14 protein-coding genes and 2 pseudogenes are annotated in these 11,164 nt (G+C 36.6%); 7 read left to right on the top strand and 9 right to left on the bottom strand.

Annotated elements, in window-relative coordinates; all coding sequences use genetic code 11:
• The 7 genes and pseudogenes from rpsP to ABIQ27_RS03490 form a co-directional block, all read left to right on the top strand.
• A pseudogene (gene rpsP / locus ABIQ27_RS03460) lies at positions 1 to 179 on the top strand (30S ribosomal protein S16); the annotation flags it as partial.
• 221 nt (positions 180 to 400) lie between these two features.
• A complete protein-coding gene (rimM, locus tag ABIQ27_RS03465) occupies positions 401 to 925 on the top strand; it encodes a ribosome maturation factor RimM (protein ID WP_348032090.1) in 525 nt (174 codons plus the stop codon).
• Between the two features lie 142 nt (positions 926 to 1,067).
• Positions 1,068 to 1,727, top strand: a complete 660-nt coding sequence (locus tag ABIQ27_RS03470; protein WP_348032108.1) for a methyltransferase — start codon at positions 1,068 to 1,070, stop codon at positions 1,725 to 1,727.
• Positions 1,728 to 1,826: 99 nt separating this feature from the next.
• Positions 1,827 to 2,552, top strand: coding sequence for a hypothetical protein (locus ABIQ27_RS03475; protein ID WP_348032092.1), 726 nt, complete (start codon positions 1,827 to 1,829; stop codon positions 2,550 to 2,552).
• 250 nt (positions 2,553 to 2,802) lie between these two features.
• Positions 2,803 to 3,981: an acyl-CoA dehydrogenase family protein gene (locus ABIQ27_RS03480; RefSeq protein WP_348032093.1), complete on the top strand. Its 1,179-nt coding sequence runs from the start codon at positions 2,803 to 2,805 to the stop codon at positions 3,979 to 3,981.
• Between the two features lie 117 nt (positions 3,982 to 4,098).
• Complete coding sequence (locus ABIQ27_RS03485; protein ID WP_348032095.1) at positions 4,099 to 4,881, top strand: DUF3050 domain-containing protein; 783 nt, start codon at positions 4,099 to 4,101, stop codon at positions 4,879 to 4,881.
• Between the two features lie 59 nt (positions 4,882 to 4,940).
• Positions 4,941 to 5,636, top strand: coding sequence for an SGNH/GDSL hydrolase family protein (locus ABIQ27_RS03490; protein ID WP_348032097.1), 696 nt, complete (start codon positions 4,941 to 4,943; stop codon positions 5,634 to 5,636).
• 29 nt (positions 5,637 to 5,665) lie between these two features.
• Here the strand turns inward: ABIQ27_RS03490 and ABIQ27_RS03495 are convergent, their stop codons facing one another.
• The 9 genes and pseudogenes from ABIQ27_RS03495 to ABIQ27_RS03535 form a co-directional block, all read right to left on the bottom strand.
• Complete coding sequence (locus tag ABIQ27_RS03495) at positions 5,666 to 5,998, bottom strand: ferredoxin (RefSeq protein WP_348032098.1); 333 nt, start codon at positions 5,996 to 5,998, stop codon at positions 5,666 to 5,668.
• A 3-nt stretch (positions 5,999 to 6,001) separates the two neighbouring features.
• Complete coding sequence (locus tag ABIQ27_RS03500; RefSeq protein WP_348032100.1) at positions 6,002 to 6,565, bottom strand: hypothetical protein; 564 nt, start codon at positions 6,563 to 6,565, stop codon at positions 6,002 to 6,004.
• Entirely contained in the window at positions 6,566 to 7,618 is a 1,053-nt protein-coding gene (locus ABIQ27_RS03505) for an NAD(P)/FAD-dependent oxidoreductase (protein WP_348032102.1), read from the bottom strand. It abuts the gene before it with no gap.
• 134 nt (positions 7,619 to 7,752) lie between these two features.
• Positions 7,753 to 7,992, bottom strand: a complete 240-nt coding sequence (locus tag ABIQ27_RS03510) for a NifU family protein (protein WP_136151375.1) — start codon at positions 7,990 to 7,992, stop codon at positions 7,753 to 7,755.
• 98 nt (positions 7,993 to 8,090) lie between these two features.
• Positions 8,091 to 9,227 (bottom strand): Mrp/NBP35 family ATP-binding protein, encoded by a 1,137-nt coding sequence (locus ABIQ27_RS03515; protein ID WP_348032104.1) that lies wholly within the window; start codon positions 9,225 to 9,227, stop codon positions 8,091 to 8,093.
• 126 nt (positions 9,228 to 9,353) lie between these two features.
• Positions 9,354 to 10,106, bottom strand: coding sequence for a head GIN domain-containing protein (locus ABIQ27_RS03520; protein WP_348032106.1), 753 nt, complete (start codon positions 10,104 to 10,106; stop codon positions 9,354 to 9,356).
• Positions 10,107 to 10,142: 36 nt separating this feature from the next.
• Positions 10,143 to 10,466: an MGMT family protein gene (locus ABIQ27_RS03525; RefSeq protein WP_348032110.1), complete on the bottom strand. Its 324-nt coding sequence runs from the start codon at positions 10,464 to 10,466 to the stop codon at positions 10,143 to 10,145.
• Positions 10,463 to 11,089 carry a lysine transporter LysE gene (locus ABIQ27_RS03530; RefSeq protein WP_348032107.1) on the bottom strand — a complete coding sequence of 209 codons (627 nt, stop codon included), beginning with the start codon at positions 11,087 to 11,089 and terminating at the stop codon, positions 10,463 to 10,465. The genes ABIQ27_RS03525 and ABIQ27_RS03530 overlap by 4 nt, the downstream gene beginning before the upstream one ends.
• Positions 11,090 to 11,164, bottom strand: a pseudogene (locus ABIQ27_RS03535) (tRNA (guanosine(46)-N7)-methyltransferase TrmB); the annotation flags it as partial. It abuts the gene before it with no gap.

The following is an 11,164-nucleotide window of genomic DNA, read 5'->3' on the forward strand; positions in this document are numbered from 1 at the left end:
AAAAAGAAGGTTTATCAAAAGCACAGGAAGCTGCTAAAGCGAAAGCATTAAAAGCTGAAAAAGTTGCTAATGACAAACGTGCTGCTGCCGCTGTTGAAGCTGCAAAAGTAGAAGAAGTTACTGAAGAGGTTGCAGTTGAAGAAACTGAAGCTATCGCTGATGAAGCTCCAGAAGCTGAAGTAGCTGTTGAGGAAACTCCTGCTGCTGAAGTAGCTGTTGAGGAAACTCCAGAAGTTGTAGCTGAAGAAGCTCCTGCTGCTGAAGTAGCTGTAGAAGAAACTCCGGAAGTTGTTGCTGAAGAAGTTGCAGAAGTTGCAACTGAAGAAGCTCCAGCTGTTGAAGAAACTCCTGCTGCTGAGGAAACAAGCGAAGAAACTGAAGCATAATACTTCAAGCAATTATGCGTAAAGAAGATTGTTTCTATTTAGGTAAAATTGCTAAAAAATTTAGTTTCAAAGGGGAAGTTCTAATCTATTTAGATACAGACGAACCTGAGTTATATGAGAATATGGAATCAGTTTTTGTTGAATTCAACAAAAATCTGGTTCCATTTTTTATTCAAAACAGCTCACTGCACAAAAATGATTTTCTTCGTGTGCAATTTGAAGATGTAGATTCTGAAGAAGAAGCCGACAGCATCATTAATTGTGAAGTTTATCTTCCTCTTTCTATGTTGCCAAAACTTTCGGGCAACAAATTTTACTTTCATGAAGTCATTGGATTTGAAATCGAAGACAAACGCTTGGGTATTTTCGGAAAAATTGTTTCCATAAACGATTCTTCTGCCCAACCTTTATTTGAAGTCATAAACGGAAACGTGGAAATCCTTGTTCCAATGATTGATCAATTCCTGGTAAAAATTGACCGCGAAAACAAAAAGGTTATCATGGATTTACCAGAAGGACTGGTTGAAATGTATTTATAGATTTTTAGATACGCTGCGCTTTTAGATTATTAGAAACGCCTGCGGCTTTAGAAAGAATCTAAAAGAAGTCTAACAATCTAAAAAATCTAAGTTGTCTAAATTCCAATTCAAACAATTCTCTATTCAACAAGACCGTTGCGCTATGAAAATTGGCACCGATGGTGTTTTGCTTGGTGCATGGTGTCCGATTGACAACAATCCTTTTTCAGTTTTGGATATTGGTGCCGGAACCGGAATTCTGTCTTTAATGCTGGCACAGAGAAGTAACGCCGAACAAATCGACGCTATCGAAATTGACGAAGACGCCTTCGAACAATGTGTGGAAAATTTTGAAGCTTCTCCTTGGGGTGATAAACTATTTTGTTTTCATGCCGGTTTGGATGAATTTATAGATGAACCCGAAGACGAATATGACATTATCATTTCCAATCCGCCATTTTATACCGAAGATTACAAAACCGAAAGCGAACAACGAGATTTAGCCCGATTTGCGGATGCTTTGCCTTTTGAAGATTTAGTTGAAGCAGCCAATTTACTGCTTTCAGAAAACGGAATCTTCTCGGTTATTATTCCTTTTAAAGAAGAAAAAAACTTTTTGGCTTTAGCCAATGATTTTGAATTATATCCTTTTAAAATTACCCGTGTAAAAGGAACTCCAACTACCGAAATCAAACGAAGTATGTTAGCTTTCTCCCGAGTTAAAAAAGAAACTTTTGTTGATGAATTGATTATCGAAACCGCTCGTCATCAATACACCGAAGATTACATTGCTTTGACAAAAGATTTTTACCTTAAGATTTAAGTTTAACTTTTCTTATTAAAACATTTAACAAACTCTTCAGAGTATGGGAAAAGGGTTTTACTAACTTTAGTAGTTCAAGTTAACCTCATTCCAATACTCATGACAAAAATCGCTGCCATATTATTTTTATTGTTTTCCTATGTTGGTTTTTCACAGACAGAAAAGCTTGTTCACGGAAAAGTTTCTTATCAGGATAATTATCAAAAGAACATTGATGTCATTAATTTTACTACTAAAAAATTCACTAAAACAAATACTTTGGGCGAATTTACTATTGAAGCCAAAGTCAATGATATACTCATTTTTATGTCGGATAACTTTGTCGATCAAAAGCACATTCTGACTTCTGATGATTTTAAGAAAAGTAATATCGTTATCACTTTAGTTGAAAAACCTATACCGCTTGAAGAAGTAGAAATAACACAGATTAAAGCCATAAAAATTGCTGCTACTTCCTATAATGGCAGAAAGTTGGCAGAAATAGAAAATCAACAAGCACATCCTGTAAATAAAGATGTCTATACTGGTGAGATTGTGAATGGAATGGATTTTATTCAGATTGGAAAAATGATTGGGAAATTGTTTAAAAGCAAAAATCCAAAACCTAAAGCCCCGGAAGAAAAAATAACGTTTAAGGAATATGCCAAAGCTAACTTTGACGAGACCTTTTTTTCTAAAACGCTCGAATTAAAAAACGAAGAAGTCCCAAGATTTATTGATTATTGCGATGCCGATCCGCAATCAAAAACGGTAATCGAAAAAGACGAATTGGCTATTTTGGAATTTCTGCTTACCAAAAAAGCCGAGTTCAAAAAATTAAAATAGTCTTTAAATCAAATATTTTCCTAGCCCAGATGGGAACGGCATCCTTTTATACCTGACAGGTTTTCTAAAACCTGTCAGGTATAAAAGATATAGTGGACAGCTGGAGATTGCTTCAAAAAATTCGCAATGACAGCTTCAAAAATTATCTAAAATGTTGATGGGAATTTCGGTTAAGATTCTTTAGCTTTGCAAACGTTTTCGTGAAATTAAAGATAATGAGATTGCTTCGCAAACTCGCAATGACAACTATATGAAACCAGATTTATTTCAAGCTCCAGATTATTATTTGTTAGATGATTTGCTAACGGAAGAACACAAATTAGTTCGTGATTCAGCTCGTGCGTGGGTGAAACGTGAAGTTTCTCCAATTATTGAAGACTATGCTCAACGTGCAGAATTTCCAAAACAAATCATTAAAGGTTTAGGAGAAATTGGTGGTTTTGGTCCGTACATTCCAGAAGAATATGGCGGTGCAGGCTTAGACCAAATTTCATATGGTTTAATCATGCAGGAAATTGAAAGAGGAGATTCTGGTGTTCGTTCAACATCATCAGTGCAATCTTCATTAGTAATGTATCCTATTTGGAAATTTGGAACCGAAGAACAACGTAAAAAATATTTGCCAAAATTAGCAACCGGAGAATTCATGGGTTGTTTTGGATTGACTGAGCCAGATCACGGTTCAAATCCGAGTGGCATGACAACCAACTTCAAAGATATGGGCGACCATTATTTGTTGAATGGTGCAAAAATGTGGATTTCGAATGCGCCTTTTGCAGATGTTGCCGTAGTTTGGGCAAAAAATGAAGAAGGTAGAATTCACGGATTAATTGTAGAAAGAGGCATGGCTGGATTTACAACTCCGGAAACACATAACAAATGGTCACTTCGTGCTTCGGCAACAGGTGAGTTAATTTTTGACAACGTAAAAGTGCCAAAAGAAAACCTTATGCCAGGAAAATCCGGATTGGGTGCGCCAATGCAATGTTTGGATTCGGCTCGTTATGGAATCGCGTGGGGCGCTATTGGTGCTGCAATGGATTGCTACGATACGGCTTTGCGTTATGCTAAAGAAAGAATTCAGTTTGATAAACCAATCGCTGGTTTTCAATTACAACAAAAGAAATTAGCCGAAATGATTACCGAAATCACCAAAGCACAATTATTAACATGGAGATTAGGTGTTTTAAGAAACGAAGGAAAAGCGACAACAGCTCAAATTTCGATGGCAAAAAGAAATAACGTTGACATGGCAATTCACATTGCTCGTGAAGCGCGTCAAATTCTTGGCGGAATGGGAATTACGGGCGAATATTCAATCATGCGTCACAGTATGAACTTGGAATCGGTAATTACTTATGAAGGAACACACGATATTCACTTGTTAATTACTGGTGCTGATATTACTGGCATTCCTGCTTTCAAATAAGATTGAACCATAAATAAAATTGATACAAAATGCTTTTCAGAAATGGAAAGCATTTTTACTTTTACATCGTTTAAAATCCTTTGGGTTTTATTACCCGTATATATTAAAAAAACTGCTATGAACATCTCAATCATAAATTCGAAAATACAATCACAAAAAGAAATATTGTTGCAACATCCGCTTTACGAAAAAGTAAAAACGATGGATAATTTGCACCAGTTTTTAGAAAGTCATGTTTATGCTGTTTGGGATTTCATGTCACTTCTAAAAGCTTTACAACAAAAACTAACCTGCACAACAACGCCTTGGTTTGCTTCTTCCAATCCGGAAACGCGTTATTTGATTAACGAAATTGTGTTGGCCGAAGAAAGTGATTTGACTTTAGATGGAAAGCGTTTGAGCCATTTTGAAATGTATGTCGAAGCGATGAAATCTTGTGGCGCACAAACATCAGAATTAGAGATTTTTTTGCAAAATGTGGTTGAAACCAAAAATGTTTTTATTGCAATAAAACAAAGCAATCTGCATCCAAAAATTAAAGAATTTCTCAACTTTACTTTCCGTGTTATTGAAGAAGGGAAAGCGCATAAAATTGCAGCTGCCTTTACTTTTGGAAGAGAAGATTTGATTCCGAATATGTTTACTGAAATTCTGAAAAGCTTTCAGCAAAACTTCCCTGAAACGGATTTGTCTCAACTGATTTATTATTTCGAAAGACATATTGAACTCGATGCAGATGAACATGGTCCAATGGCGATGCAGATGATTAACGAACTTTGTCAGGACGATAACCAAAAATGGGCAGATGTCGAAGAAATCTCGATTCTGGCGCTCGAAAAAAGAATCGGGCTTTGGGATGCCATCGAAGAAAAAATAGAGAAAAGTTTAGAATTGGCATAACCAGTTGCAAACCGAAACCGTCTTGCATTTCGTAAATGTTATCACTAAACAAAAGCAATATGAAATTCGTAAACCGTTTATTACTTCTTATAATTGCAATTTTGTCTCTACAAAGTTGTAGTACCGATAGTGCCGTTGTTACAACGCCGAAAACCTATAAATATTTAGCTCTTGGCGATAGTTACACTATTGGTCAAAGTGTTTGTGAAACCTGTCGTTTCCCAATTCAATTGAAAGACAGCATTTCCAACTATTTAAATACTAATGAGACTTTTGAGGTGAATATTATTGCTGTTACCGGCTGGACGACATCCAGTTTAAAAGTGGCAATTGCAACCGGAAACCCTTCCAATGATTATGATTTGGTAACGCTTTTAATTGGTGTGAATAATCAATATCAACATCAGCCGTTTAGTTTATACGAACAGGAATTCCCTGAACTGGTTGCTACGGCAATCCAAAAAGCAAAAGGCGACAAGAACAATGTAATAGTTATTTCTATTCCAGATTATGCTTTCACTCCTTTCGGACAAGGCTCATCCTCGATTTCTGATGGTATTTTTCAGTATAATGAATTTGCCAGAAATTATTGTTTGACCAACAATATTACTTATGTCTATATTACCGATATCACCCGACAGGGATTACTCGAACCTGAGTTAGTAGCTTCAGATGGTTTACATCCTTCAGCCATTGCTTATGCAAAATTTGTTGAGCGGATTTTACCTGAAGCCAGAGTCAAAATAGCTGATTAACCTACAAATAATCAGAGTTCATCGCATTGTTACTGTTCTGGAGCAATTTCTATCTCTAATCCTTCTATGGCAGAAGTTATTGAAATTTGACAACCCAAGCGGCTGTTTTCTTTGACATGATAAGCTTCCCAAAGCATCGCTTCTTCGTCGGGATTTCTTTCCAATGAAATGACATCGTTCAACACATAACATTGGCAAGAAGCACAAATTGCCATGCCACCACAAATACCTATAGTTCCTTCTTCTGCCAATTCATAGGCGCGAATTACTTCCATGATATTCATATTCATGTCGGTTGGCGCTTGTACTTCGTGAATAACGCCGTTTCGGTCGGTTATTTTTATGGTTACGTCTTGTGACATTTGCTATTTTTTACAATAATTACTGGATTCTTCTACAGGATATTTTTTATCTAAATCAATATTGTTAAATCCTTGTCCGGTTCCCCATGAAAATAGTTTTTCAAAAAACGGAAGCATCTTATTGTCTTTTATCACTTCCAGAAAATATACTTCGTGTTCTTTTTCCTTGATTCCCATTTCATAAAGAATCTGGTCGTATTTAGTAATTCCCAAATCATTGAAAAAATGTTTCATTCTGAAATATTCGCAAACATTCCCGCTTTCCAATCTGCCCGCGAAATAAAAAGGCATAAACCAGCCAATAACATAACAGCTGCCTGAGATTACTTTGCCAATAATATGAAATTTGATTTCGTACCATTTTGAAATTGGAATATCAAAATCGTTCATGATTTGTAAAACCTCAGCACGATGATTCCATTCGTCTAATTCGATTTGGTGAATCGCTGCTTTATGAATTGGATTTTTGACCGAACCTGCGTGTCCCTGATAAGCAAAAGAAGCTGCTTTCTCAGCAGAATAAGCTTTCTTTAATAAATCTACTAGTTCAGGATGATTAAGTTGCATTTAGTCTATCGATTTTACTACGGCTTTTTCCGCTTCTTTTCGTGTTCCGTCGAAACCGTCGACTCCGGAAACTGTCGTATATTTCAATACATATTTTTTCCCCGGATTGATTCTTTGATAAACGCTTTGGCACATTAAAGTCGCTTCATGAAAACCACACAAAATCAATTTTAATTTTCCCGGATAAATATTCACATCGCCAATGGCATAAATCCCATCAATGTTGGTTTGATAATCTAAAGCGTTATTGACTTTAATAGCATTCTTTTCTATTTCTAAACCCCAATTTGCGATGGCACCTAGTTTTGGTGTCAGTCCAAAAAGCGGAATAAAATAATCTGTTTTAAGCGTTCTGTGCGCACCATTTTCATCAATATCAATTGATTCCAAATGTTCAGCGCCATTTAGTCCGACAACTTCTGCTGGAGTTATTAAATGAACTCGTCCAGCTTTTTTGTATTCCTGTAATTTTTCTACTGAATCTAATGCGCCACGGAATTCATTTCTTCTGTGAATCAGCGTCACTTCTGAAGCGACATCTGCCAAAAAGATACTCCAATCCAAAGCCGAATCTCCACCGCCGGCAATTACGATTTTTTTATCACGGAACAATTCAGGATCTTTTACAAAATATTCTATGCCTTTATCTTCATAGAATGAAATATCGTCAATGATTGGTTTTCTTGGTTCAAAACTTCCCAAGCCACCGGCTATTGCTACTGCTTTGGCGTGATGTTTTGTCCCTTTATTGGTTGTTACGATAAAAGTTCCGTCATCTAATTTATTAATGGTTTCGGCATTTTCGTTTAGCGTAAATCCAGGTTGGAATTGTTTGATTTGTTCCATTAAATTGGAAACCAAATCTCCAGCTAAAACTTCGGGAAAACCCGGAATATCGTAGATAGGTTTCTTTGGATATAATTCGGAAAGCTGCCCGCCAATTTGTGGCAAAGCATCAATAATGTGGCATTTAAGTTTTAATAATCCTGCTTCAAAAACAGCAAAAAGTCCGGTTGGTCCGGCCCCGATTATTAGTATATCTGTTTCAATCATTTTTTTGAGTAGCTGAGCTACTGAGTTTCTGAGTAGCTAAGTTTAAAATTTATTCTGAGCGTTAGGGATTGCAGCAAGTACCTTGTACTGCGGAAAGCCCGACTCCCGATTTATCGGGAGAAACGCCCAAAGTATTATGCAATATTTACAACCGTTTCTATTTGTGGTGCATATTTCTTTATCGTAGTTTCCACGCCAGCTTTCATCGTACTCATACTCAGACTGCAACCTGTGCACGCGCCTTCAAGACGCACTTTGACATGCTTTTCGTCTTCAATGGAAACCAATTTGATATCACCACCATCCGAATTCAGAAAAGGTCTGATCTCGTCTAATGCTTTCTCGATGTTTAACGTTAATTCTTCTGTGTTCATTATCTAGACATTTTAGATTATTTAGATTGTTAGACATTTTAGACTATTAGATTTGTTCTAAGTAGTCTAACTTTCTAAGCAGTCTAAGGCGTTAGCCTCTATTTTTTATTCACGGCGGAACATCCAGCCATGGTTGTTATTTTGACAGCTTCAGTTGGTGGCAAACTTTGGTTTCTGTTTACCGTTTCCTGAACCACATTTCTTGTAATATCTTCAAAAACTTTTTCGATTACTGATGCGGTTTGCAAGGCTGCAGGGCGACCATAATCTCCGGCTTCGCGGATACTTTGCACCAATGGAACTTCTCCTAAAAATGGCACTTGTAAATCTGCTGCTAAGTTTTTGGCACCTCCGTTTCCGAAGATGTAATATTTGTTATTTGGCAGTTCTTCCGGTGTGAAATAGGCCATGTTTTCGATAATTCCTAAAACGGGAACATTGATGCTGTCTGATAAAAACATCGAAACTCCTTTTTTGGCATCCGCCAAAGCAACAGCTTGTGGTGTGCTCACGACAACGGCACCAGTAATTGGCAGCGATTGCATGATTGACAAATGAATATCACCTGTTCCCGGTGGTAAATCGATTAGCATGAAATCTAATTGTCCCCAATCGGCATCAAAAATCATTTGGTTCAAGGCTTTTGAAGCCATTGGTCCACGCCAAATAACGGCCTGACTTGGTGCTGTAAAGAATCCGATAGAAAGAATTTTTATCTCATAGCTTTCTACAGGTTTCATTTTTGATTTGCCGTCAACCTCAACCGAAATTGGTTTTTCGTTTTCAACATCAAACATGATTGGCATACTTGGTCCATAAATATCAGCATCTAAAACACCAACTTTGAAACCCATTTTTGCCAATGTCACCGCTAAATTTGCAGTAACCGTTGATTTTCCAACGCCGCCTTTTCCTGAAGCAACCGCAATAATATTGCTGATTCCCGGAATTGCTTTTCCTTTGATTTCGTTTGGATTTTGGGTTGGAGTTTCCACTTTGATATTTACTTTCACCACAGCATCGGGAGAAAATTTTTCGTGGATTAATTTTTTGATATCGTCTTCAGCACGCTTTTTAATGTGCATTGCCGGAGTTGCAATGACTAATTCCACAACTACTTCATTGCCAAAAGTCAGCACATTTTTTACTGCGCCACTTTCTACCATATTTTTCCCTTCACCAGCAATGGTAATAGTTTCCAATGCTAAAAGAATCTCTTTTCTATCTAATTTCATTTCTTAGTTTACTGTTTACAGTTAACGGTTTACAATCTTTTATTAAGACTGAATACAGATTGCAAAGATAATACGAATTGTTATGAAACTATCGTTAATGAAATGAAAAAATGACTTGAATCCTGACTATTTCTTATTTACGGAACCCGATGAACTTTTATCGGCAACAACTTGCGATGGATTTCCGTAGTAATTGATATCGGCGCTGGAGCTGGCTTTTGCGTTTAATGATTTTGAAGCATACACATTAATATCTGCAGAGCTGCTGGCGTTAGCAGTAACGTCTTCCGCAATCAGTTTATCGGCATTGCAGGATGATGAACTGCTTGATTTCACTTTCAGCGTATCCGTTTTTCCATTAAGATTAACATCGGCTGAACTACTGGTTTCTACTTCGGCAGATTTTGCATTAACCTTAGCGCTAAGTTTTCCGCTCGAAGATGCGTCAATATTGATTTCAGAACAATTAAATTCACCTGAAATACCAGCAGAAGAACTAACGGCAACATCTACATGATCTGCTGAATTCTGATTTTCAAATTTAATTTTTGACGATGAACTTGCTTTAACAGAAGTGAGTGAAGGTCCGGAAACATAAATGTTTAAAATTTTGAAACGCATTGCATGAACTTTTCCTTTTGCGGAGTCAACAAAAATATTGAGTGATCCGTTTTCGACTTCAGTCTTAATAAATTTCATTTTTTCGTTGTCATCCGTTTCTACTTTTACAGTTTTTGCATTAGAAACTGTATAATAAACATGTACGCTTGCGGATGTTTTCAATTTTGAGAAATCGGCTACTGTTCTGTTCTCTGAAACTTGAGAAAAAGCGGCTAAACTACTTAAGATTGCTGTTGCAGATACGATTATTTTTAGCATAATTTATTTTTTAAGATTAGTCTAAGATACAAAACATCATTTAATCTCCGGCTGCCAAAAGTGCTTTTCAAAATCGACTATTTGATTATCGACTACTTTTATACCTTCGTTTTCCAGTAATTGCTGCATCAGATTGGTGCCGTCAAAATGGTGTTTGCCTGAGAGCAATCCTTTTCTGTTGACAACTCTATGCGCCGGAACATCGTCCATATTGTGAGATGCATTCATTGCCCAGCCTACCATTCGTGCGGAACGAGCTGTTCCTAATGCTTTGGCAATCGCACCATAAGAAGTTACTTTTCCTTCCGGAATTTGTCGCGCGATAGCATAGACTTTTTCAAAAAAATTAGTTTCCATTATTTATACAGCAATTTAAAAAGTGTTACAACTGCCATAAATGTAGTCACCGAACCAATGATGGTATTGATATTTCTCATTAGAATTTCAGTCTTCTTTTCAATCTTTTTAAACGCTACGATATAGATATAAAAAACAGTAAACGAACCACAAACCACACCAACTACAAAAGAAGAAACCGGAATTTTATCAAAACTAAAATAGCCCGAAGCCGACAAACTCATACTTGCAAAAACATAGAACGGAATTGGCAATAAATTCAACATCGACAACAACATCCCCAAAAAGAAACGATTGGATTTTCCTTTGACTTTGCTATCCGTTTTGATTTTCTTTGGTTTTTCGGCAATCCAGAAAAAATAGATGCTTAACAGTGAAAAAACAAAAATGCCAATTTCCTGAAGTGTCGCAATAATTTCCTGATGAATGCTTATAAACCGGGCAAACATTACCGCAATAAAGGTTTGAAAAAATATGATTACCGATGCGCCGAGAGCAAAATTCAAAGCTTCATTTTTACCTTCCTGCAAACTGATTTTTGCTGCCGTCATGTTGATTAATCCCGGAAGAATAACCGCCAAAAAAGCAATGCAAAAACCTAAAACAAGTGGTAAAAAAAACAGCATTTATTTGATTTTGAAACGAATATACGTAATTGCTTTGTTGATTTCCAAATATTGATTTTCGTAAAATGTCTGAAT

It is taken from the genome of Flavobacterium sp., from assembly GCF_039916025.1.
In the GTDB taxonomy this organism is placed as follows: domain Bacteria; phylum Bacteroidota; class Bacteroidia; order Flavobacteriales; family Flavobacteriaceae; genus Flavobacterium.